At 38.0% G+C, this 23,959-nt stretch carries 16 protein-coding genes and 1 other annotated feature; of the genes, 9 read left to right on the top strand and 7 right to left on the bottom strand.

Translation table 11 applies throughout. The features are described 5' to 3' along the window. The first annotated feature begins 27 nt into the window (after positions 1–27). The 3 genes from argJ (at position 28) to ACQKII_RS11905 (ending at position 3,260) form a co-directional block, all read left to right on the top strand. Positions 28–1,260 (top strand): bifunctional glutamate N-acetyltransferase/amino-acid acetyltransferase ArgJ, encoded by a 1,233-nt coding sequence (gene argJ / locus ACQKII_RS11915; RefSeq protein WP_427459478.1) that lies wholly within the window; start codon positions 28–30, stop codon positions 1,258–1,260. Then, the gene (argB, locus tag ACQKII_RS11910; protein WP_427459476.1) at positions 1,223–2,014 is read left to right on the top strand and encodes an acetylglutamate kinase; all 792 of its coding nucleotides are present in this window, start codon (positions 1,223–1,225) and stop codon (positions 2,012–2,014) included. Before argJ ends, argB begins: the two co-directional genes overlap by 38 nt. 115 nt (positions 2,015–2,129) lie before the next feature. After that, positions 2,130–3,260, top strand: coding sequence for an acetylornithine transaminase (locus ACQKII_RS11905; RefSeq protein WP_427459474.1), 1,131 nt, complete (start codon positions 2,130–2,132; stop codon positions 3,258–3,260). A 68-nt stretch (positions 3,261–3,328) separates the two neighbouring features. Here ACQKII_RS11905 and ACQKII_RS11900 read toward each other — a convergent pair whose 3' ends face one another. Further along, on the bottom strand, positions 3,329–4,234 hold the full coding sequence (locus tag ACQKII_RS11900; RefSeq protein ID WP_427459472.1) for an NAD-dependent epimerase/dehydratase family protein: 906 nt from the start codon (positions 4,232–4,234) through the stop codon (positions 3,329–3,331). Positions 4,235–4,326: 92 nt separating this feature from the next. Then, on the bottom strand, positions 4,327–7,338 hold the full coding sequence (locus ACQKII_RS11895; RefSeq protein WP_427459470.1) for a transglycosylase domain-containing protein: 3,012 nt from the start codon (positions 7,336–7,338) through the stop codon (positions 4,327–4,329). Between the two features lie 102 nt (positions 7,339–7,440). Then, positions 7,441–7,644, top strand: a binding site (T-box leader). A 68-nt stretch (positions 7,645–7,712) separates the two neighbouring features. On the opposite strand from ACQKII_RS11895, the gene tyrS reads away from it, so the two are divergent. Further along, the gene (gene tyrS, locus ACQKII_RS11890; RefSeq protein ID WP_427459468.1) at positions 7,713–8,981 is read left to right on the top strand and encodes a tyrosine--tRNA ligase; all 1,269 of its coding nucleotides are present in this window, start codon (positions 7,713–7,715) and stop codon (positions 8,979–8,981) included. A 56-nt stretch (positions 8,982–9,037) separates the two neighbouring features. On the opposite strand, the gene ACQKII_RS11885 is transcribed toward tyrS, so the two are convergent. The 3 genes from ACQKII_RS11885 to rpsD form a co-directional block, all read right to left on the bottom strand. After that, positions 9,038–9,847 (bottom strand): cobalamin-binding protein, encoded by an 810-nt coding sequence (locus ACQKII_RS11885; protein WP_427459466.1) that lies wholly within the window; start codon positions 9,845–9,847, stop codon positions 9,038–9,040. Positions 9,848–9,975: 128 nt separating this feature from the next. Continuing rightward, positions 9,976–11,181 (bottom strand): iron-containing alcohol dehydrogenase, encoded by a 1,206-nt coding sequence (locus ACQKII_RS11880; protein ID WP_427459464.1) that lies wholly within the window; start codon positions 11,179–11,181, stop codon positions 9,976–9,978. A gap of 626 nt (positions 11,182–11,807) precedes the next feature. Beyond that, the gene (rpsD, locus tag ACQKII_RS11875; protein WP_427459462.1) at positions 11,808–12,410 is read right to left on the bottom strand and encodes a 30S ribosomal protein S4; all 603 of its coding nucleotides are present in this window, start codon (positions 12,408–12,410) and stop codon (positions 11,808–11,810) included. Between the two features lie 470 nt (positions 12,411–12,880). Here rpsD and ACQKII_RS11870 point away from each other — a divergent pair, with 470 nt between their 5' ends. Continuing rightward, positions 12,881–14,764, top strand: coding sequence for a sensor domain-containing diguanylate cyclase (locus ACQKII_RS11870; protein WP_427459460.1), 1,884 nt, complete (start codon positions 12,881–12,883; stop codon positions 14,762–14,764). A gap of 93 nt (positions 14,765–14,857) precedes the next feature. Here the strand turns inward: ACQKII_RS11870 and ACQKII_RS11865 are convergent, their stop codons facing one another. Both ACQKII_RS11865 and hisJ read right to left on the bottom strand, forming a co-directional pair. After that, positions 14,858–15,337, bottom strand: coding sequence for a GAF domain-containing protein (locus tag ACQKII_RS11865; protein ID WP_427459458.1), 480 nt, complete (start codon positions 15,335–15,337; stop codon positions 14,858–14,860). Positions 15,338–15,361: 24 nt separating this feature from the next. Continuing rightward, positions 15,362–16,156, bottom strand: coding sequence for a histidinol-phosphatase HisJ (gene hisJ / locus ACQKII_RS11860; protein WP_427459456.1), 795 nt, complete (start codon positions 16,154–16,156; stop codon positions 15,362–15,364). A gap of 156 nt (positions 16,157–16,312) precedes the next feature. On the opposite strand from hisJ, the gene ezrA reads away from it, so the two are divergent. The 4 genes from ezrA to thiI all read left to right on the top strand — a co-directional run bounded on the left by ezrA (position 16,313) and on the right by thiI (position 23,833). Further along, a complete protein-coding gene (gene ezrA, locus ACQKII_RS11855; protein ID WP_427459454.1) occupies positions 16,313–18,013 on the top strand; it encodes a septation ring formation regulator EzrA in 1,701 nt (566 codons plus the stop codon). A gap of 185 nt (positions 18,014–18,198) precedes the next feature. After that, positions 18,199–21,309 (top strand): ATP-binding protein, encoded by a 3,111-nt coding sequence (locus tag ACQKII_RS11850; protein WP_427459452.1) that lies wholly within the window; start codon positions 18,199–18,201, stop codon positions 21,307–21,309. Between the two features lie 152 nt (positions 21,310–21,461). Further along, positions 21,462–22,625 (top strand): cysteine desulfurase family protein, encoded by a 1,164-nt coding sequence (locus tag ACQKII_RS11845; protein WP_427459450.1) that lies wholly within the window; start codon positions 21,462–21,464, stop codon positions 22,623–22,625. Beyond that, positions 22,625–23,833: a tRNA uracil 4-sulfurtransferase ThiI gene (gene thiI, locus ACQKII_RS11840; protein ID WP_427459621.1), complete on the top strand. Its 1,209-nt coding sequence runs from the start codon at positions 22,625–22,627 to the stop codon at positions 23,831–23,833. The genes ACQKII_RS11845 and thiI overlap by 1 nt, the downstream gene beginning before the upstream one ends. Positions 23,834–23,959 lie beyond the last annotated feature (126 nt).

Genomic DNA, 23,959 nt, shown 5'->3' with positions numbered 1-23,959 from the left:
TCATACAACCTAAGGAGGAATTCCATTATGACATTAACAGCATCAACAAATATCATGAAAAAATTATCAAGTAAAAATATCTTATCACCTAAGGGCTTTAAAGCAGCAGGGATGCATTGCGGACTAAAGCATAAGAAAAAGGATTTAGCGGTTTTAGTGAGTGACGTACCGGCAAGTGTAGCGGGAGTATTTACAACAAATGCAATACAGGCTGCACCGTTGAAAGTAACAAAAGAGGTAGTCTACATTACACAAAAAATTCAGGCGATGATCGTGAACTCTGGGAATGCAAATGCTTGTACAGGTAAGCAAGGCTTGCAGGATGCACAAACAATGCAAGTATTAACAGCTGAGAAGTTAGGGATTGAGGCAAATCTAGTTGGCGTTTGCTCAACTGGTGTTATCGGCGAAATGATGAACATGGCGCCTATTGAGAATGGTATCGCTCAATTAGAGCCACAAGATAATCTTGAAAGTGCAATCGATTTTGCGCAGGCAATTATGACAACTGATACCGTCATGAAAAATACGAGCTATAGCACAATAGTTGATGGTAAGGAGGTCATTATTGCTGGTGTAGCAAAGGGCTCAGGAATGATTGAGCCAAACATGGCAACGATGCTTGGCTTTATTACGACAGATGCGAATATTGAATCAGATGTATTACAGGCTGCGTTGTCTGATGTAACAAACCTTACGTTTAATGCTATTACAGTGGATGGGGATACATCTACAAATGATACGGTAGTAGTGATGGCGAATGGCTTAGCAGGCAACGAATCTTTAACAACGGCTCATCCGGATTGGCAAAACTTCTATTTTACATTAAAGACAGTTGCGCAAGACTTAGCGAAGATGATTGCAAAAGATGGCGAGGGTGCAACGAAGCTAATCGAAGTTGAAGTTGAGGGTGCATTTTCTGATGAGGAAGCGCGTAAGATTGCAAAGACAGTTGTTGGTTCACCGCTTGTGAAAACGGCAGTATTTGGTTGTGATGCAAACTGGGGTCGTATTATTGCAGCGGTTGGCTACAGTGGTGCAACAGTGGACCCTGATAAAATTACGATTCAAATTGGTGGGGCAACTATGGTCGAAAACGGTGAGCCAATTCCTTTCTCAGAAGATGAGTTAATTCAAATTTTGAAAATGCATGAAGTAAAAATTTATGTGTCACTTGGTGTTGGCGAAGGCAAGGGGCATGCATGGGGATGTGATTTAACTTATGACTATGTTCAAATCAATGCATCATACCGCTCGTAAGCGCATGGTCATTAAGCTTGGTGGAAGTACACTGGAAGGCTTGAATGCAGCGTTTTTTGAAAATTTTAAAAAGCTACAAGATAGCGATGTAGAGCTTATCATCACGCATGGTGGCGGTCCTGCCATTAATCGCGAACTTGCAGCACGTGGCGTAGGATCTCATGCATTAAATGGCATCCGTGTAACGAGTGAGGCAGCGATTGATATTGTACAGTCAACGTTAATCGGTAAGGTGAATCCTGCACTAGTCCATGAATTAACAACTGCAGGTATTGTAGCAGTTGGCTTAAACGGCTTTGATAATCAATTGATTGTAGCGGATTTTTTAGACAAAGATGTTTACGGGTTTGTCGGTGAAATTCAGTCGGTGAATACAGCACTTTTAGAAGCGTTAATGAATGCGGGTATTGTACCTGTTATTGCTTGTGTGGGGGCTGATGAAGATGGGCAGGCACTTAATATTAATGGCGATACAGTTGCAAGTGAAATCGCACTTGCAGTTAAAGCAGATAGCCTGTTACTTGTCACAGATGTAGCAGGTATTCGTATTGAAGATGAATACCAAACAGAGGTAACACCTTCCCTAATAGCACAATGGATTGAGGAAGGCCATATTTACGGTGGAATGATTCCTAAGGTGCAAGGGGCGATTGATTGTCTAGATGCAGGTATCCCGTCCGTACAAATTGTTGGCGATACCTTACTAGGTACGACTATTTTAACTTCAGCCAGTAAAAGTCTATCTTTTTTATAATGGTGAGTTAGGTATTCGACAGGGTGTCACAGATTTTTAAGATGTTTATCGCTGTAGCTCGATAAACATCAGGACACATTACGCCGAGGTGTAATCGATAGGAGGAGCTGATAAAATGAGTGCTTTATTTGGAAATTACGGCAAACGTCGTGCACAAATCGTCAAAGGGCAAGGAACCGTTGTTGAAGATGCTAATGGAAAAAAATATTTAGATTTTACAAGTGGGATTGCTGTTGTAAGTCTTGGGCATGCACATCCTGCGATTGTCAAGGCGGTGCACGAACAAAGCGAGAAATTATGGCATATTTCTAATTTATTTGAAATACCTGGGCAGGAAACGGTTGCGAAAAAACTAGTGGCAGATACGCATTTTTCATATGCGTTTTTCTGTAATAGCGGTGCTGAAGCAAATGAAGCTGCCATTAAGCTTGCACGTAAGCATACTGGGAAAAACCATATCATTACATTTGAAAAGTCGTTTCATGGGCGCACATTTGGAGCAATGTCTGCAACGGGACAAGGGAAGGTACATAATGGATTTGGACCACTTGTAGATAAATTTACGATTTTACCTTTTAATGATGTCGATGCGCTCGAAGCAACGGTTGATGATTCAGTTGCAGCAATTATGCTAGAAATGATTCAAGGAGAAGGTGGCGTTAACAGCGTATCAGCTGAATTTGCAGCGGCAATTGCAAGAGCATGTGAGGAAAAGGGTATTCTTCTGATTATTGATGAGGTTCAAACGGGTATCGGACGTACAGGGACACGCTTTGCTTATGAGCAGACTGTGTTGAAACCAAATATCGTAACATTAGCAAAAGGCTTAGGTGGTGGCTTCCCAATTGGTGGAATGCTCGGAACGGCTGAGCTCTATGATACATTTGGACCAGGTACACATGGGACAACATTCGGTGGTAATCCACTAGCAATGAGTGTTGCAGAAACAGTGCTTAATCACGTTTTTACAAAGTCCTTTTTACAAAATGTGCAAGATGTATCCTCATATTTTGTAGAACAGTTGAAAACCAATTTACCAACTACATATACGGTGCAAGGGCAGGGCTTATTGCTTGGCATTAGTTGTGGCGACACTGAGGTAGCATCGTATATTACAGAAGCTGAGGAAAAGGGTTTACTCTTAGTAGGAGCAGGGCCGAACGTTATCCGGCTTCTTCCGCCGCTTACAGTCTCAGAAGCGGAGATTGATGAAGCAGTAGCGATTTTAAAAACGATATTACTATAAAAAAGGCGTTCAATCTTGGAACAGGTTGGACGCCTTTTCCTGCATACTTACTTTTTCAAAAACAGTAATTAATGCTGTTGAGGCAGTATTGATTTTTGTTGCTCTTTTACTAATGTGTTAACTAGCTTAGGCAGCCAATCGTTTAGCTGGCTAAATGAAAAGCCTGCAGCTGCTGCCTTGGCATTCGACATATACCAATCTGCTGGAATAGCATATGGAGACTGTGAATCTGCATCTCCTCCAAACAGTGAAACTTTCGCATATTTGCCACTTTCATCTTCAATAAGTCTAAGTAAATCTTTTAATGAAATAGCACCACTTGCTGTAGCATTGAATGGTCCTTCTATCGTAGATATACCTGCAAAATATAAAAATGCAGCAGCTTCATCATCGGTAATAAAACTCATTTTTGCATCCACATTTGTGAACGTAATTGGCTGCTCATTTACTATACGCTCTACGTGAAAGTGTAAACGGCGTGTATAGTCTTGTTCGCCAACAACGATGGGGAAACGCACTGCCACAACTGGGAATGGAGCTTCTTTAAATAGGACCGCCTCCGCTTGGCGTTTACCTTCACCATAAGTGAAATCTTCTCGATCACCCATACGAATTTCATAATCATACGGATTAAAATCTGCTTCTGTTTTTACAATACCATCTGCTTCATAAGTAGAAAGTGTTGAGGTAAATATAAGCTTCTTTGTTTTACCTTCTAAAATTTGTACAATTTTTTGTGCTTCTTTTGGGGAATAACAAATATTATCGTAGACAATATCCCATGTCGTACTAGAAAGTGCTTGAGCTAATGAATTTTCATCATCTCGATCAGCAATCAGTTGCTTTACATGAGATCCAAAAGGATTCCCACTTAGACCACGTGTTAATATTGTCACGTCATGGTTATTTTGAAGGCAAAGCTCCACTAATTTTCTGCCAAAAAAACGTGTGCCCCCTAAAATTAAAATTTTCATACTTTAACCATCCCTTCGTTTAGTTGTCTTCTCTATCATGACAAAAAAACAGGCTCACTACAATTCAAATTTGAATGTAGTAAGCCTGATTATTATTGGCTTGGATTTTCAGGAGGTGGTGTGGCGCCACCGTTATTTTCTCCATTGGAGCCATTGCCATTGTTAGATCCATTAGATTCATTGCCGTTGCCATTGTTGGAGCCATCTGAACTGCCATTGCCATTTCCGTTGTTAGGGTCAGAGCCATTGCCATTATTCCCAGAACCATTGCTGTTGTTCGAACCATTTTCATTACCCGAACCTTCATTTCCATTTGTAGGTGGAGTAGGTGTTTGCTCTTGATTTTCTTCCGGATCAGGTTCGCTTTCGCTGCCGCCGGTAGAAACGACATTCGATTTTGCAGAGGTCAAACCTGTAATATCGACAGCAACAATTACATAAGCTTGTCCACTTGCGACTGACATACTTTGTGTCGCTTCGAGTACTGAATTGACTAGGGTATTACCACCATTTGTCACGTTATATATACGATAGCCGACAACATCGGTGGAAGAGCCAGACCAAGATAGGGTGTTGCCATTAATCGCTGCTGTTACAGTTGCTGGTGGGCTTCCATCTGCTGGGAAATCAACCGCTGATACGGACGAGTTCGACAACGATGAATTTTTAGGAAGTAAGCTTCCAGGGTTACCACCTAGTCTGCCTAACATACGTTTAATAAAGGCTTGATTAATACCAGCACCACCTGATTTTACAAACTCGGATGGAGTATTTGGATGTGCATTGTACGTTTTTCCTTTAATCGTTACTACACTTGATGATGCTAAGCTATCATCTGGCTGTGATGGTAAAAATACTTTCGCATTAAATAAATCCGAGCGTACTAGTCCAGCATTTGAACATGCCGCAGAAGGTGCTAAGCCAGAAATACCACAGAATGAAGCGGTCACAACATTCTTTGGTGCCTTAAAGTTCGTAGGGGCATCAATCAATTTTGGATCCACATCGTACATAGCATTCATTAAAGTTCCCCATAGCTTGTTAATACGGACACTTGGTTGCAAATACGTATTATTAAATGCATATAATGAACGTTGCTTATCATAGCCCATCCATACGCCGAGTGATACATTCGGGTTATAGCCAACAAACCAAACATCTTTGTACTCTTGTGAAGTACCAGTTTTGGCAGCGAAATCAGAAGAGAACTTCAGGGTATTTCTTGCTGTTGTTCCTGTTCCCTTTGTTAAAACATCACGCATCATGTCTGTTACAATATACGATGTTTCAGGGCTAAATACTTGTACAGGTTCAACTTCATGCTGATAAATGATATTGCCATCTAAATCTTCAATTTTTTCAATCATATAGGAGTCAATGAATTGACCGCCATTTGCAAAGGTTGCAAACGCATTTGTATTTTCTTCAACAGTCGTTCCCACTTCTAAAGCTCCAATACCCGTTGAAAGGTTTGTATAGTCTTCAGGCTGTAGCTTTGTGAAGCCCATTTTTGCTAAATACTCAGCAGGACGTCTATTAATGATGTCATTATATAAACGTAATGCTGATAAGTTTTGTGAATCAGCTAATGCTTCACGTGCAGGAATAAGTCCACGCTCATCACTAGTAATATAGTTATTGGGACTCCAAGAGCCGATTGAGAATTTTACGTCTACTAGCGGGCTACCTGCACCAATTACACCGTATTCTACTGCTGGTGCATAGACAAGTAATGGCTTCATCGTTGAACCATTTGGTCGAAAAGCTTGCGTCGCATGATTTAACTCAGTAGTTTTAAAATCTCGACCACCTAGGAAGCTTAAAATGCGGCCTGTGTTATTTTCGATTAAGATACTTCCCACCTGTACAGGCATTTGAATATCTATTTCTTCCCCTGTTACAGGATCTTTGCCTTTACCTGTATAGGTATGGCCATAGTATTTAAAGTTATCAGCGGCTTGTTGCATCGCATCGTACATATCTTTGTTAATAGTTGAATAAATACGATAGCCCTTTGAACGGACGTCACGGTCTGCTAAAATCGTATACTTCTCGTTTAATTTTTTTTCTGATTTCAAGCGTTCAGGGTCAACGCCATCTTCTTTAGCTAGCTTTTCAGCTATAATTTCTTTCGCACGATTTTCAAGCTCATATGTTAACCAAGGGTAGCGATCTTCTGGCGCTACTTCTGGTGAACGGAAGTCTGCCGTAATATCATATTTTAGTGCTTCTTTGTACTGCGCACCGTCAATATAGCCTGCTTCTTTCATGCGGTAAAGAACCGTTTTCATACGATCAATACCGGGCTTAAGAGCCTCTTCACTTTTTAGTACACCTGTATTCGTAAACGGCGTATAGGCATAAGGAGCTTGCGGAATACCAGCAATGTATGCGGCTTGCGGAAGTGTTAGATCTTTCGCATTTACACCGAAAATACCATTAGCTGCTGTTTCAATCCCTGCAATATTACGACCTGAGGCATTACGACCATACGGAATAATATTTAAATAGGCTTCTAAAATTTCTTCCTTTGTCATAAAATGCTCTAAACGCATAGCGAGTAGGATTTCTTTTGCTTTACGTTCATAGGATACTTCATTTGTTAACACTTGGTTTTTAATAAGCTGCTGTGTTAATGTAGAGCCACCTGTTTGCGTTGCGGAATTTGTCACGTCCTGTAGTAGACCACGGATTACAGCTTTAGGAACAATGCCGTTATGTTCGCGGAAATATTCATCTTCTGTTGCTAGTACGGCATTAATAACATCTGGTGCCACAGCGCTTAGTGACGTTTCACGACGATCTAAGTCCGTGCGTAATTTCCCAATATAAATATCGTTGGCAAAATAAATTTCACTTGTTTCCTCATAGTTGAAAATATGCTCGCGTAATTCTTTGTTTGAGCGTAGTGGTTCTTCTTTTACAAGTGAGGCGAAATAGCCGGCGCCAACTGAACCGACAAATACAGTGCCTACCAATGCAAAGACTAAAAATAGTAAAAATAAGTTCCAGGTAACACTGCCTGAAATACGTAATGTCTTCATCCATTTTTGTTCGAGTAACTCATCGATCTTTGCATTGATTTTCTCAATCCAATCTTTCAAGGTATCGACCTCCTAAAATCTTGTCTATTATAGCATATATTGAATTGACTCGAACATAGTTATTGACATTGAAAAAGAATCGTATAGAATAGTGCTTATAGTTTTCTAGTGATGAAGAGTTTGCAGTAGTGTCTATATTCCCTGTATAGAGAGCCAGCGGTTGGTGAAAGCTGGTCATAGTGTAGAGATGAATTACGTGCTTGGAGCTTAGACGTGCGCGCCTGCGATAAAGGCGATTGAATGAAGAGGAAGATGGATGACATCTTCAAGCTGGGTGGTACCGCGTTAGTTATTAACGTCCCTGCATGCAATTAATTTGCGTGTAGGGACTTTTTTGTTTCTGCACGCGAGAATACAAATTAGGAGGAAGAACAATGACAAACGACTTATTACAAGATTTAGAATGGCGCGGTCTACTCTACCAACAGACAGATGCTGAAGGTATGGCAAAGCTATTAGAGGAACAATCTGTTTCTTTGTACTGTGGTGTAGACCCAACGGCTGATTCTATGCACATCGGCCACATCGTACCATTATTGACACTGCGTCGTTTCCAAAAAGCTGGTCATCGTCCAATTTTACTTGTTGGTGGAGCAACGGGGATGATTGGAGATCCATCTGGTCGTTCTGAAGAGCGTCAATTGCAAACTGTTGAGCAAATCGATAAAAACGTGCAAGGCATTCGTGGTCAATTAGAACGTATTTTTGATTTTGCTGAAGATGGAAATGGTGCACAACTAGTGAACAACCATAATTGGATTAGCAAGATTGATACAATCGAATTTTTACGTGACTACGGAAAATTAATCAATGTCAACTACATGTTAGCTAAGGATACAATCGCGTCACGCCTTGATACAGGGATTTCATTTACTGAATTTGCCTACACATTAATTCAAGGGATTGATTACAATCACTTATACAATAACTACAACTGCCGTATTCAAATCGGAGGTTCTGACCAGTGGGGTAATATTACAACAGGTCTTGAAGTGATTCGTAAAACGCATGAAGAAGAAACAAAAGCATTCGGTTTCACAATTCCATTAGTAACAAAAGCAGATGGCACAAAATTTGGTAAAACGGCTGGTGGTGCTGTCTGGTTAGATGGTACAAAAACTTCTCCATACGAATTCTACCAATTCTGGATTAACGCAGCGGATGCAGATGTTATAAAATACTTAAAAATCTTTACGTTCCTAACACGTGAAGAAATCGAAGCATTAGCTATAGCTGTTGAAGAAGAGCCACATCTACGGAAAGCGCAAAAAACGTTAGCAGAAGAAATGACTCGCTTAATTCACGGTCAAGCTGCATTAGACCAAGCACTTCGTATTACCGCTGCATTATTCTCAGGTGATTTAAAAACACTTTCAGCTGGAGAAATGAAGGATGCCTTTAAAGATGTTCCTTCTATTGAAATGGCAAAAGAGGATAAAAACATCGTGGACTTACTAGTTGAAGCTGGTATTTCATCATCAAAACGTCAAGCGCGTGAAGATGTTACAAATGGTGCAATTAGTGTAAATGGTGAAAAGGTGACTGACTTAGAATATAGTATCGATGCAAAAGATCGTTTAGAAGACGCGTTTAGCATTGTCCGTCGTGGTAAGAAAAAATATCATATGGTAAAATTTGTTTAGAATTTAGACTTGCAAAGGACAACATCCCCCGAGTAGATTGGAGGGATGTTGTCCTTTTAGCATTTTAAAAAGCTAGGAAGATTTAGATGCTGGTAACTTTCGGGATGAAGTAGTTTCGCTAGCTTGTATGCTCCCTCTACTAAACGAGGAGACGGACGGCAGTAAAGCCATTCCTCCATTACATGGAGTTGTTTCAACTGGACAGCATGTAGCTCATGAGCTTGTGGACGCTTCAATAAATTGGTTGGCTGAATGCGCTCAAATGCAACACCTACCCAAGCCATCATAATATAATCTGGATTCCGTCGTACTACGTCAGTCCAGTCAGTTTGCACGCTTGCTAACGCCACATCTTGAAATAGATTATAGCCTCCTGCGATGGCACTAATTTCTGTGAGCCAATTTATTTTTCCGGGAGTAAAAATAGGATTTGGCCACCATTCCCAATACAGCGTTGGCTTTTCCTGAATTGTTTGCGCAATCGTACGAAGTTGTTCAATAAAGTTCAAGTAATCTTCAGCAATTTGTTTTGCACGGTCCTTAACACCACAGGCTACACCAAGTGTTAGGAGATCATGTGCAATCTCTTGTAGAGAATTAGCGTTAAAGACAAGATGGGGAATATTTCTTGCTTGTAATGCCTCTATATTCTTCTCCATACCCGGCACACTCAAGGAAGCAAGTACAAGATCGGGCTGCAATGCTTCTAATGCCTTTATGTTAATTGATAAATCAGGACCTAGCTTGGGCAGTACATTTACAGCTGCAGGCCAATCAGAAAAATCATCGACACCGACAAGCTGATCTGTCAAACCTAAATAGGCGACGAGTTCGGTATTACTAGGACAAATTGAGATTAAACGCATATTTATTTCCCCCCTTTACTTTTAAGAAAAGTATAGCTGGTGTAGCCCTTGTATACAATGATTGGGTTTTCATTGTCTCATAGAAAAAGACGTGCCTCAAAATATGAGACACGCCATTTCTTTATATTTTATGAAAGTGCAACAGCTTCAAGCGGCTCTGCTGTTTTCACTACAGGTCCCATTGCATTTGTAATAATTTGCTTAATGTCTTCTAATGTTGCTTTACGTGGGTTTGTTGCAGCACACACGTCTAGCATGGCATTTTTCGCTAAAGTTTCAATATCCTCATCCTTCGCGCCTAATTCACGGAAGCCACTAGGGATATTTAAGTCTTTCGATAAGCTTTCAATGGCAGTAATTGCTTTTTCAGCAGCATCACGCTTGCATAAGCCCTCTACATTTTGTCCTAGTAATTCTGCAATTCTTGCAAAACGCTCTGTACGTGCCGTTAAGTTGAAGCGACAAACATGAGGTAGTAAAATCGCGTTACATACACCGTGTGGAAGATTATAGAAACCACCCAATTGGTGAGCAATTGCATGTACATAGCCAAGTGACGCATTATTGAACGCCATACCTGCTAAAAATTGTGCGTATACCATTTGCTCCCGTGCTTCTAAATCTGCGCCGTTTGCATATGCACGTGGTAAGTATTCAGGAACTAGCTGAAGTACCTTTTCACCACAAGCATCTGTAATTGGTGTTGCATCTGTCGATACAAATGATTCGATTGCGTGTGCTAACGCATCCAAACCAGTTGCAGCTGTTAGAGCTGGCGGTAAGCCTATCATTAACTCTGGATCGTTAATCGATACAAGCGGTGTTACGTGCTTGTCAACGATCGCCATCTTCACTTTACGAGCCGTATCTGTAATAATCGTAAAGCGTGTCATTTCGCTTGCTGTACCAGCTGTCGTGTTAATAGCGATTAATGGCACTAATGGGTTTTCTGATTTGTCAACGCCTTCATAATCATGAATGCGTCCACCATTCGAAGCAATAATTCCGATACCTTTCGCTGCATCATGTGCACTACCGCCACCAAGTGATACTATCGAATCACAGTTCTCAGCATGATATACTGCGATACCGTCTTCAATGTTTTGATCTGTTGGATTTGGTTCTGCTTTCGGGAAAATTGCAACATCGATTCCAGCAGCTGTAATGATGTTAGCAATTTGTTCTGAGAGACCTAATTTGTGTAAGCCCTCATCTGTTACGATCAATGTCTTTTTCACTTCTAAATCATTTAAGCGTTTACCAACTTCTTGAATTGCTCCAGGTCCAAATAAGTTTGTTTTCGGCATTACAAATTGCTTTAGAACGTCTGACATATTTCCAACCCCTTTAAAATAATTGTTATTGCTTGAATGATGGCGAACCACCTTCCGAAATTCATGTTATTCTATTTTTTGTAAAAATTCAACTCGTATTTTTATTAAAAATGTTAATATTTAACGTGTTATTATCTTACAAAAATGTTAAATAAATTTATGGTAGGGTGGAAGCTTTAATTATGTAGGATTGTTGATGTATATATAGTTTGGAAAATACTTTCTTGTGAAAGTAATATATATATTTTGGAAATTCGTTCTATTTTAGAGACTGGTTGAATAGTAAAAAAGTGATATTTAGTATTAAATATATAGGTAGTGATTATGTTGATTAAAAAGTAGGGAATTGCTATTTTAATGTAAAAAAAACGACCTTTTAGGTAAATTAGTTTTCTCTAAAAATTGAATGTACTGTAGGGAATGCATAGATTATTGCATTGTCCCCAGAAATCTTTTGCTCTAATGAGTGCAAATTGAAATAGGGTTTAAATACCAGTCACAAGCTTCGTAGTCTGTTAAAAATCAGGAAGCCCTCAAAGAGATGATATAAAATAAAAAAACCTACAAACCATTGATATACCATGGTTTGTAGGTTTTTTATTTTTACAATTAACGAAAAGATTCTCTTATCGAGAGTAGAACTCTACGATGAATGCTTCGTTGATTTCAGCAGATAGTTCAGAACGTTCTGGAAGGCGAGTGAATGTACCTTCTTTTTTGTCTGCATCAAAAGCTAAGTAGTCAGGTACGAAGTTATTTACTTCGATCGCTTCGCCAACTACAGATAGGTTTTGAGATTTTTCACGAAGAGAAATCGATTGACCTGGTTTAACGCTGTATGATGGAATATCAACGCGTTTACCGTCTACCATAACGTGACCGTGGTTTACTAATTGACGAGCTCCACGACGAGTGCGAGCTAAACCTAAGCGGTAAACTAAGTTGTCAAGGCGAGTTTCAAGAAGGATCATGAAGTTTTCACCGTGAACACCTTTCATTTTACCAGCGCGGTCAAATACAGTACGGAATTGACGTTCAGTCATACCATACATATGACGAAGTTTTTGTTTCTCTTGTAATTGTAAACCGTATTCTGATAATTTTTTACGTTGGTTCGGGCCGTGTTGACCTGGTGCGTAAGGGCGTTTTTCGATTTCTTTACCAGTACCGCTTAATGAGATACCAAGACGACGTGATAATTTCCAAGATGGACCTGTATAACGAGACATATTGTTGTCTCCTCCTTTAAATTTGGTTTTTTTGTTGTAAAACAAAAACCAGTAGTACCCATTCTTATACGCATTTTATTTTCATGTATTTTCGCCTATGCAGCCATTAGGTTACGCAATACACCATCTATTTTCAAGTAAGAGAGTAATGGTTAAGTAATACTCTTTAAAATAGAGGAATAAAATACAATATTAAGCTTATACCACTGCTGCGTTTATTTTACACAAACTTCATTGTAACTGCTTATTTCATAGACGTCAATTATTAGTATAGCTATTTTTGAAAAGGGACAATAGTAGGAAATTCCTTTTTATACATTTCTCACTATTTCGAAATAGTTAAAGATACGGTAGTAAATGTAAAATATAAAAGTAAAACAGAATAACATAGTCAAAATGACACAAATTATGTATAATATATCATAAGTTAATAGTAATTGATTTGTACGTTATATAGAAAAGGTGATTTCATGACAGACCATTTACAAACGCTAAAATATATAAAATCAGATGTTTTGAGCTTTTGGGTGAGTTCGAATGGAGAACTGACCAGTTTTAATGAGTATTTTGATTCATTAAAGCAGTGTCTAAAGAAGCACTTGAAAATTGTAAATGCTGCTTTTCTCAGCTATGAAAGTAATAGTTTAATACCTGTAGAAGAATTAGCTACGTTAACAATAGAAACAAAACTAAATGCTGTGTCATGGCCGATGATTGAAACTAGCTTTTATCAACAAAAAATAGTCAAGCTACCTTATATATTGAAAGAAAAAGAAGCCTATAACATGATGACAGATATGGTCCTTTTCCAACCGGAGGGCAAAGATCTCCTTGGAGTATTACTTGTGGAAGCAACAGATGCTTGGACGAATTTTATGGCTTCTGATTACGGTGAAGAATGTGTAGAAACGCTTATGAAGGTTTTGCAGATTTTGCGTGAAAATTTAGAAGTGAAATCGAATGAAGACCAATATAGAAAATTGTATAATATGACAGATTTATTTCATTCAACAATGGACATAGATTTAATTTTAGAAAATGTTCTAAAAAATATTAGGGATAATTTCCCAGAATTTAATGTTGAACTTATACTATCGAATGATCAAGACCGCCATACGACCATCGATATTAAACTTTTTGATTATTTATCTGAAAGACCAACTACTATTGAAGCTTTTGTCTCAGGAGACTTGACAACTGAATTGGCAAGTGACTTAAATTGTCGTTTATTAAATGCACCAATAAAAGGAAGACAAGCTATTTACGGTATTTTGCAAGTAAGTGCGCCACCAACTTATCTTTTCTCAACGACTGAAAAGGACTTTGTACGAATGCTCGCGCAAGCATCAGGAAATGCACTAGAAAATGCAAAATTATATCATCAATCGCATCGCCTCGTAAGCGACTTGCAACTTATTAATGAGACATCGCATCGTTTAAATATGCGGATAGACATTCATGAAATGTTGCTTTTCCTACAGAAACAATTAATGAAATCTTTTCAACCAATGGAAGTTTGTTTTGCTTTTAAAAATGATGATACCTTTGAAGTGACGGATGCCAGTACAACTTTATTTAAATCGGAAGAGGGTAAAACGTATATTAAACATGTTGAACAACATTTTGAACATACGAATGATCCGTTATTCATTGCCGACTTTAACCGATTAACGCCTAATAAAATAGAATATCGTTCGATTATGGCGATTCCAATTTTAATGGAGGAGAAAATAAACGGTTTTAGTATCGTACTACACAAAGAGCCGTATTTCTTTTCATTTGATAGCTTTAAGTTAATGCAGTCTTTAATCCATCACTCGTCTTTAGCGATTGCAAACTCCATTTTACGAAATCAGCTACAGGAAATGGTAGATAGAGACCATTTAACAAAGCTTTATGCAAGAAGTTATTTAGATCAGTATGTAGAAAAATCCCTAAAGAAAGATCAATCAGGTATGTTTTTACTTATTGATATTGATAATTTTAAGCGCATCAACGATACCTACGGTCATCAAATTGGCGATAAGATTCTCGTGCAAATTGCGATGAAGTTAAATGAAACGATTGGTACTCGGGGTATTTGTGCGCGTTGGGGTGGAGAGGAAATGTCAGTCTATGTGCCAAATATTGATGAAAAAGAATCATTCGAACTGACCACGACCATAGTTACAATGATTCCAGACGCCACAGATCCACAAGTAACAATTTCAGCAGGGCTCATTACATGGGATCAAAATTATCAACCAGCATTTCAATCGGTTTTCCTACATGCTGATACAGCTTTGTACGAAGCAAAAAACAGTGGGAAAAATCGTTTTTGTATTCATGATCGTTACCTCCAAACCAATGCCTAAAAGAATGAAATATAGATTTGCCCCGAAATGATATGTGAAAAATCAACATTTCAGGGCAATTTTAATGTTAACGTACGAATGAGCAAATAGTTTTTATAGATGGAGAAGCAATGTTTTTACAAATTGCTCTAAGCCAACTTGATCTTCGATGGAGAAGCGATTTGTAATCGGGCTATCTATATCAAGCACACCTATTATTTTATCTTGCTTGATAAGAGGAATCACAATTTCAGATTGTGAGGCAGCATCGCAGGCTATATGCCCTGGAAATAAATAGACATCTTTTGCTAAAATTGTTTCTTTTTTAGCCACAGCTGCACCGCAAACACCACGACCAATTGGGATCCTAACGCATGCAGGTAAACCTTGGAATGGACCTAAAATAAGTTCCTCACCTTGTAGTATATAAAACCCAACCCAGTTAATATTTGATAGAAATTGGTTTAGTAATGCGGAAGCGTTGCTTAAATTAGCGATGCGGTCAGTTTCTCCTGTGAGTAGCGCATCTAATTGTTTTGCTAATGCATTATATTGGTCAGCAATAGGACCTTCGTAATTTATTTGTGTAAACATACTAGCACCTCGTTTAAAAGTTATTCATTTTGGAAATATAACATTATAATGTTGATGTAAATCAACTGCGGCATGAGCATCAGAGCCAAAAACAAAAGGCAACCCAATTGACTTGCTATAGTCAATTAAGGAAAATGGTGGATAGGGTTCTTGACAATGTGCTTTACTTAAACCTGCACTATTCAAGTCTAGCTCGTACCCTTCTTGCCTCATTACATCTAGGATCTCTCGAATCCGGGCTGTATCATCAATTTTTACATTGTGTGCTAATTGAAATTTATGAATGAGAGATGGATGTCCAATACGTTTAGGTTTGTGTTTTCCTAAACCAGCTTGAATTGATTGTAGGACGGTATCGTAATATAAATCATAGACATGTTCTACGGAGCCCATTTTATTTGAAAAATCTATAAAGGTTTCTGCTGAATAGTCGATACATACAAAGTTATCCTGCCATTTTAAAAAATGAACGGACAAAATAGCATCATCTAATAAATGACCATATGTATCAAGGAAATTACGTGTTTCCTGCTCAAAGCCTAAAATGTAGTCAATTTCAAGCCCGATACGAATCCGAATGTCTTGTGCGTACTGATTTTGTAATCGCTGTAAATCTTCAAAATAGGGTATTAAATAGTCTGGATTCATGCCGCTGTCCTTACCAGGTGTAGGGTCAACGAAGCCTGGCGGTAATGGGGCATGCTCTGTAAACGTAATATCCCTAAAATTTTCAGCAATTGCTTTTTCGATATATTGCGTAAATGTATCGGTTGTACCGTGTGGACAATAGGGGCTATGAATATGCCCGTCTCTTTTCATAAAGTTTACACTCCTTTGGCTATTTGAATGATGTCTAGATATTAACGCCGTACGCACTTTTCTGAAAAACACTTAAATTTTAGTACAAAAGGGGAAAACATAGTATATAATAAATACAACTAGCCAATTCGTTTATTGTAGAATAGGGGGCTTACGATGGAGTATATCATCATTCCGATTATCCTACTATTAATTTTAGCCATAGTAGGATTTATGATGCGACGAAAACATACAGCAATTATTGCTCAACTTGAAAATGAAAAATTACAAATACAAAATAATCCCATAAATGAGGAAATTTCTAAAGTTAAATCATTAAACATGAATGGTGAAACGGAAGAAATGTTTGAACGGTGGCGTAATAGTTGGGATGAAGTCATCGATGTACATATGACAAAAATTGATTCACTCCTATTCGATGCGGAGGACCAAGTAAATCATCTTCGTTTTAAAAAAGCAACGTTGATTGAACGTGAAATTGAGGATTATGTTCGCAAGTGTGAACAAGATAAAGATAAAATTTTAGAAGAATTAAATGAATTAATTGGCAGCGAAGAAAAAAATCGTATTGAAATTGAACAACTAAAAGAATATTATCGATCAGCGCGTAAAACTTTGCTTGCCCACCAACACTCATTTGGGATAGCTTTACCAGCACTTGAGCAAAAGCTTGAAGTATTTGTTCAGAAGTTTGAAGAATTCGATGAGCTTACTCGTGATGGTAATTATTTGCAGGCGCGTGAAATTGTTATTGGCTTAAATCATGAATCACAAGAGACTTTTGAATACATTAACGATGTACCAACTATTTTGACAGAACTACAAGTGAAATTACCAGGTGCTGTTCAAGAATTGCGCAATGGTCAACGAGAAATGGAAGAAAAATCTTATTATTTACATCATTTAGAACTGACACAGGCACTGGACATGCTTGAGACGGAGTTTACCGCATTAAAAAATGAATTGGCTCAACTTCATTTATCTGCAGTCAAGCCACGAGTCGTTGAAATAAATGAAGAAATCGACCATTTCTATGACCTTCTTGAAAAAGAGGTTATTTCAAAAAATTATGTAGATCTTAATTGTGACCGATTATTAGGATCAATCACAAATGTCATTAACTCTACTCGATTAGTAAGTGATGAAGCAACTTTTGTACAACAAAGCTATCATCTAAATGAAAAGGATGCTGAAATCCCAAAAGCGGCTTTAAAGCAATTAGAAGCACTCCAACGTCGTTATGATTTACTAGCGATGCGTGTTGCAGAAGAAAAATCGGCTTATTCAAGTTTGCAGGAAGAATTGATTGAAATAAGTGAGGAGCTTGAACGTATTCATGAGGAGCAAGATCGTTTATCGAATACGATGAAAAAGCTTCGCATTGACGAAAATAAGGCTTGTGCACAAGTTGAAAATCTAAAAAAAACGTTGCAGGACACGGACCGTCTGTTAAACAAGGCGAATATTCCGGGTATTCCTGAAGAGATGGATGCACGTTTAGATGAGGCAGCTGAGCACATTTATGTTGTGATGCAAAGTTTACAAGAGGTACCACTTAACATGGGAACAGTCCATAATAACTTAAATGCAGCAACGCTTTGTGTTGAGGATGTTCATTCGAAGGCACATGAATTAATTGAGAATGTCATGTTGATTGAACGAATTATTCAATATGGCAATCGTCATCGTGCAACAAATCCAAAATTAAATGTGCGTTTAAAAGAAGCAGAAGAAGCATTCCACCAATTCCGTTATACAAAAGCACTTGAGGAAGCTGGAACAGCTGTTGAAGAAATGGAGCCAGGTGCCTTAAAACGTATTCAGGAAATTGTCGCCGAGGATCTAGTTTTACGTTAATACCAAAAAATACAAGTAGATGATAAATTATAATATTAGAAAAGAGTAACCACCACACTGGATAGAAGTTGGTGGTTTTCTTATGAGAATTAGGATTTCGAGGAGAGAAAATTTTATTAGCTTGGATTTTATCATGCAAGTTATTGGCGAAAAATTCGAGAAAGAAGGAGGTATGATGTTGAAAAATGGATAAGTTTAGGGAATCAGGCTTTTCGCCAGGTTTTTTAAAGAGAACAGGAAAAATTTATATTTTAGTAAGTTTATTTTTAATTATTCTTACAGGGACACGAATTCTGTGGATTGTTACGTTTCATAATTTAGATCAACCCCATGCTATCAATGGACAACTGGATTTACAGGAATGGGATGCTAATGACGGTCGTACGATTACTTTGGATGGACAGTGGGAATTTTATCCACACGTTTGGCTGATGGGAGAAAGTTCTATTGAGGAAAGAGCTCAATTTATTCAAGTCCCAGGCAGGTGGAACGATTATGTATCTGCAGATAATTCTCCATATGGCTACGGTTCTTATCGCTTACGAATTCTAGTCAATCCAAATGACGAAAAAACCTACAGTATTCGAATTCCTAGCGTTCGAAGTTCATCTGAGTTATATGTAAATGGTCGATTGTTAAGCAAGTCAGGTCAGCCAGGGAAAACAGCGGAAGAAACAATGGCATATAATATACCTTACTCTGTATCCTTCCCAACAAATGGTAGCAACGTAATCGAGATAGTTGTTCAAGTTGCAAATTTCAAGGATCCCAGAAATAGCGGAATTGTCCGGTCCATAAAATTTGGGGAAGTTGAGTCGATTACTCGTGAGACACAATTTTCTATTACTATGCAACAAATGGTGGCCATCGTATTTTTGATGCATGGGGTGTACGCACTTATTTTATTTTTTGTTGGACATAGAGAAAAAAGATTACTTTATTTTTCACTATTGACTATTAGTGCGATGTTCATCAATTTACTCGGAAGCGATGAGAAATTATTGTCTTATTGGTTTCCGATAAATTATGAATGGGGATTTAAGTTAGTCCATCTTTCTATGGTTAGCCTTGCATATGCATTATTTCAATGTGTGAAACCACAGTTCCCGACTAGTTGGCGTAAATTCTTTCCATATTTCATTGCTCTTTGCGGATTAGCTATTTTATTGTCACTACTTTTACCTGCGCATTATGTTATAATGCTACAGCCCTTATACACAATTCTGTTGGGTATTTCGATTGGTTTAACAATTATATCTATGTTTCTTACATCCATTAAGGAAATTATGGATAATACTTTATTACTTTTAGCCATCACCGCATTTGGTAATAATTTAATTTGGTGGGGAATATTTCTTATAACGGGTATCAAAAGTATCTATTATCCATTTGATTTGATCATCGCGATAGCCTGTTTCGCTTCGTTTTGGTTTAGAGGTTATTTTAAGATTCATGCCGAAGCCAATCAGCTGACAATCAAGCTACAAAGAAGCGATAAGTTAAAGGATGAATTTCTAGCGAATACATCTCATGAGCTACGAAACCCACTTCACGGTATATTAAATATTTCAAAAGCAGTATTAGAAAGAGAACAGCCAACATTGAATCAGAAAAGTATTAATGATTTGGAGACAGTTCTTTCTGTCGGACGCCGGATGTCACTAATGTTAAACGATTTACTTGATACGATGAGTCTAAAAGAACATACACACAGGTTGAATTTACAAACCTTTTCTATTCATACAATTGTAACAGGTGTATTAGACATGCTTCAATTTATGACGGAGGGCAAGCCGATACGGTTAATAAACGATATTCCTGCTGACTTCCCGAAAGTATTTGCCGATGAAAATAGGGTCATACAAATCATTTTTAATGTTCTACACAATGCGGTTAAATATACAAATGAAGGTACAATTTCAATACATAGTTTTGTAAAAGAAGGACGTGCACAAATTGTAATTTCTGATACTGGCGTTGGAATAGATGAGGAAACGATGATACGGATATTTGAACCATATGAGCAAGCTTATCATGGGAATACGATGATTGAAGGTGGATTTGGCCTTGGTCTGAGCATTAGCAAACAATTGGTTGAATTACATGGAGGTACGTTACAGGCAAAATCTGTCCTAGGACAAGGTTCGGAATTCAGCTTTACTTTACAGCTATCCAATGACACAAGTGAACAACAAGAAACAGTGAATACAATTCTTTCTTCGTTTAATGTAGCAGAGTCAACAATGTCCATGACTTCTAAACAATTCGATAGTATATCTGAACAGCAACCAAAGATTGTAGAAAATCGCCCACGTGTATTAGTTGTAGACGACGATCCGATTAATCTAAGAGTCATTGAAACGATTCTTACAGTAGAAAAATTTGATATAGTGACAGTGACAAGCGGTAAAAAAGCGTTAGCTATTTTAGATGCTAAAGAATGGGATTTAATTATTTCAGATGTGATGATGCCACAAATGTCTGGTTATGAGCTGACACGAAGAATTCGTCAACGATTCACCATCACAGAACTGCCAATCCTCCTCCTTACTGCGAGGAGTCAGCCACAGGACATTGAAAACGGATTTTTAGCAGGTGCCAACGATTATGTTGTAAAGCCTGTGGATGCCTTGGAAATAAGATCACGAGCGAAGGCGTTAACTGAAGTTAAACAATCTGTTCGTGAGCGACTACGAATGGAGGCGGCGTGGCTACAGGCGCAAATACAGCCTCATTTCTTCTTCAACACATTGAATGCAATTTTAGCATTAAGTGAAATTGATATGAATCGAATGCGCAATTTACTAGAAGCGTTTAGTGACTATTTGAGGGAATCATTTAAGTTTCAAAATATTGACGAGTTTATTCCAATTGAGGAAGAGTTAAATCTTGTTCGATCTTATCTTTTTATCGAGAAGGAACGATTTGGAGATCGCTTGCATGTTTCTTGGGAGATAGCAGAAGATATAGAAATGATGATTCCAGCACTTACCATTCAACCACTAGTTGAAAATGCCGTAAGACACGGTATTATGAAGCAAGTACAAGGTGGAAATATTCAAATTCAGGTTTTAGACTATGTTGATTACGTTGAAATAATCGTTACAGACGATGGTGTCGGAATGGACGAGGCGATGATGCAACGCATACTTGTAAGACAAACAGCTGATAAATCTGGAGTTGGCCTGTTAAACACTGATCTCCGATTAAAACAGCACTATGGTAAAGGACTTCAAATTAATAGTAAGCAGGATTACGGTACAACAGTATCGTTTATCGTCTTAAAAAATAAATAACGTACAACAATTGCATTGATGAGACATCTTAAACAGGAAAAAACTTAGAGTGAAATTCTGAAAGTTTTTATCACGTAATAATAGTTAATGGTTTTATAAGTAAGTTTGAACTATAATAAATACCGTTAAATTAACGTTTTGAAAGTGTGTGAATGACAATGAAAGAAAATACAATCTATCTAGATAACAGCGCAACAACTAAACCTTATAAAGAAGTGATGCAAGCATTTATGGCAGTAAATGAGCAGTATTACGCCAACCCTGCATCGATTCATGCAATGGGTGTAGAATCAAATGATTTATTAATGCGTGCTCGTGGACAAGTAGCAGACATTTTGCATACTGAGGCAAGAAATGTACTGTTTACTTCAGGAGGTACTGAATCCAATAATACGGCTATTTTCGGTTTAGCGCATGGTAATACTCATAAAGGTAACCATATTTTGACTACGGAAATCGAACATCCATCTGTGTTAGAATCGGTGAAGCAACTTGAAAAAGAAGGCTTTGAAATAGAATATCTACAGGTCGATAAAAAGGGTGTAGTGTCGTTAGATGAGCTACGAAAAAAAGTTCGCAGGGATACTATTTTAGTTAGTATGATGCATGTTAATAACGAAATGGGTGCCATTCAGCCGATTTTTGAAGCGGCAAAAATTGTCCATGAAGCAAGTCGTGCCGCATTTCATGTGGATGCAGTGCAAAGCTTTGGAAAACTGCCAATAACTTTTAATGAAGATGAAGGACCAGACTGTATTTCCATATCAGGTCATAAAATTCATGGTTTTAAAGGTTCAGGTATATTAGCATTTCGTAAAAAAATGCAATGGCAGCCATATGCACATGGTGGAGGACAGGAATTTGGCTTACGTAGTGGCACTGTGGCTGTCCCACAAGCGGTAGCGCTATCAAAAGCAGCCCGTATGGCAATCGAAACAATGAGTGAACGTACGAAAAAATATCGTACATGGCAGGATGAAATATGTACGGCGTTAAAAGAATTTGGTGAGGCTGTGCAAATAATATCGACATCACAGGGTGCGTCGCATATTTTATCATTTAGTGTGCGTGATTTAAAAGGTGAGGTCATTATAAATGCACTACAGAAACGTAGAGTTATTGTGTCAACATCGAGTGCGTGTTCCTCCAAGCAAACGAAAACAAGTCATGTTGTAGAAGCTTTAAATATTGATGAGCATTTTAAAAAGGGTATTATCCGTGTAAGCTTTGGTGCCCATGTAACAGACGAAGATATTGTATTATTTATACAAATATTGAATGAAGTACTAACGGAACTTAAAGGAGAACATCTATGATGATTTGGAAAGAAATTTTAATTCGATATGGTGAGCTATCTACAAAAGGGCGCAATAAGATGGATTTTATCCGTCGCTTGCGTGAAAATATTCGCCATGCATTTGCAGAGTTAGGTCATTTACACATTCGTACAGAGCGTGATCGTATGTTTATCGCTATTCAAGATCAGGCACAAATGGACATTTTACTAAATAGATTACCGAAAATTTTTGGGATTCAATCATTCAGTCCAGTTGCCGCTTGTGACAAAGACATTGAGGCGATGAAATCACTGGCGATTACAATTATGGATACGTTTAAACATGAACAATTGACTTTTAAAGTAGAAGTTAAGCGTACAGATAAAACATTCCCTTTAGATTCGCATGCTATACAGCGTGAAATCGGTGGACATGTATTACCACAGTATCAAAATTTATCAGTAAAAGTGAAAAAACCAGATGTAGAGCTTCGTGTTGAAGTACGCCATGATGCTACTTATATGATGGCACAAGTTATTCCGGGTGCTGGTGGCATGCCAGTTGGCTCCAACGGTAAATCATTACTAATGCTCTCAGGTGGTATCGATAGCCCAGTTGCAGGATATTTAATGATGAAACGAGGAGTTCGCTTAGAAGCAATTCATTTCTTTAGTCCACCATATACAAGTCAAAATTCATTGGAAAAAGTAAAAGTACTTGCCAATGAATTAACGAAATTTGGCGCGAATATTCGACTACATGTTATTCCTTTTACTGAAATCCAAGTTCTTATTAAAGAAAAAGTGCCATCTAATGTGTCTATGACAACAACTCGTCGTATGATGTTAAAAGTTGCTGACAAAGTGCGTGAAGAAATTGATGCATTAGCGATTGTTACTGGTGAAAGTCTTGGGCAAGTAGCAAGCCAAACGCTTGAAAGCTTAACAGCAATCAATGCTGTGACAAACACACCGATTTTACGTCCACTAATTTCAAGTGATAAATTAGAGATAATTGAAATCGCTGAGAAAATTGGCACATATGAAACGTCAATTCAACCATTTGAAGATTGCTGTACAATTTTTACGCCGGCTAGTCCAAAAACGAAACCAAAACTTGAAAAAGTTGAGCATTATGAAAGCTTTTCTGATTTCGATGAACTAATCGATCGAGCTGTGAAAAATCGTGAGGTCTATATTTTCCCCAAAAAAGAACAGCCTGCTGATAAATTTGCAGATCTTTTATAGAAGTAAATTTTAATTTGTTCTGCTATTAAGCAAACTCGATTCGTTATATATATATAGGAAAGAAACCGTCTCAAAATTCTATTATGAGACGGTTTTTATTTGATTGTAAATAGGTTTCCTTTGCAG

This window comes from Lysinibacillus sp. NPDC048646, from assembly GCF_050272295.1.
Taxonomy (GTDB): Bacteria; Bacillota; Bacilli; order Bacillales_A; family Planococcaceae; genus Lysinibacillus.
Note: the sequence above shows the minus strand (reverse complement) of the source record. Positions and strands in the feature narration are given on the sequence as shown.

Excerpts from the sequence above, each read along its gene's own strand:
- ACQKII_RS11900 (WP_427459472.1), bottom strand. The coding sequence starts at position 4,234 with ATGAAAATTTTAATTTTAGGGGGCACACGTTTTTTTGGCAGAAAATTA.
- ezrA (WP_427459454.1), top strand. The coding sequence starts at position 16,313 with ATGGAGTATATCATCATTCCGATTATCCTACTATTAATTTTAGCCATA.
- ACQKII_RS11845 (WP_427459450.1), top strand. The coding sequence starts at position 21,462 with ATGACAATGAAAGAAAATACAATCTATCTAGATAACAGCGCAACAACT.
- ACQKII_RS11885 (WP_427459466.1), bottom strand. The coding sequence starts at position 9,847 with ATGCGTTTAATCTCAATTTGTCCTAGTAATACCGAACTCGTCGCCTAT.
- ACQKII_RS11905 (WP_427459474.1), top strand. The coding sequence starts at position 2,130 with ATGAGTGCTTTATTTGGAAATTACGGCAAACGTCGTGCACAAATCGTC.
- argJ (WP_427459478.1), top strand. The coding sequence starts at position 28 with ATGACATTAACAGCATCAACAAATATCATGAAAAAATTATCAAGTAAA.
- hisJ (WP_427459456.1), bottom strand. The coding sequence starts at position 16,156 with ATGAAAAGAGACGGGCATATTCATAGCCCCTATTGTCCACACGGTACA.
- tyrS (WP_427459468.1), top strand. The coding sequence starts at position 7,713 with ATGACAAACGACTTATTACAAGATTTAGAATGGCGCGGTCTACTCTAC.
- ACQKII_RS11880 (WP_427459464.1), bottom strand. The coding sequence starts at position 11,181 with ATGTCAGACGTTCTAAAGCAATTTGTAATGCCGAAAACAAACTTATTT.
- ACQKII_RS11865 (WP_427459458.1), bottom strand. The coding sequence starts at position 15,337 with ATGTTTACACAAATAAATTACGAAGGTCCTATTGCTGACCAATATAAT.
- thiI (WP_427459621.1), top strand. The coding sequence starts at position 22,625 with ATGATTTGGAAAGAAATTTTAATTCGATATGGTGAGCTATCTACAAAA.
- argB (WP_427459476.1), top strand. The coding sequence starts at position 1,223 with ATGACTATGTTCAAATCAATGCATCATACCGCTCGTAAGCGCATGGTC.
- ACQKII_RS11850 (WP_427459452.1), top strand. The coding sequence starts at position 18,199 with ATGGATAAGTTTAGGGAATCAGGCTTTTCGCCAGGTTTTTTAAAGAGA.
- ACQKII_RS11870 (WP_427459460.1), top strand. The coding sequence starts at position 12,881 with ATGACAGACCATTTACAAACGCTAAAATATATAAAATCAGATGTTTTG.
- rpsD (WP_427459462.1), bottom strand. The coding sequence starts at position 12,410 with ATGTCTCGTTATACAGGTCCATCTTGGAAATTATCACGTCGTCTTGGT.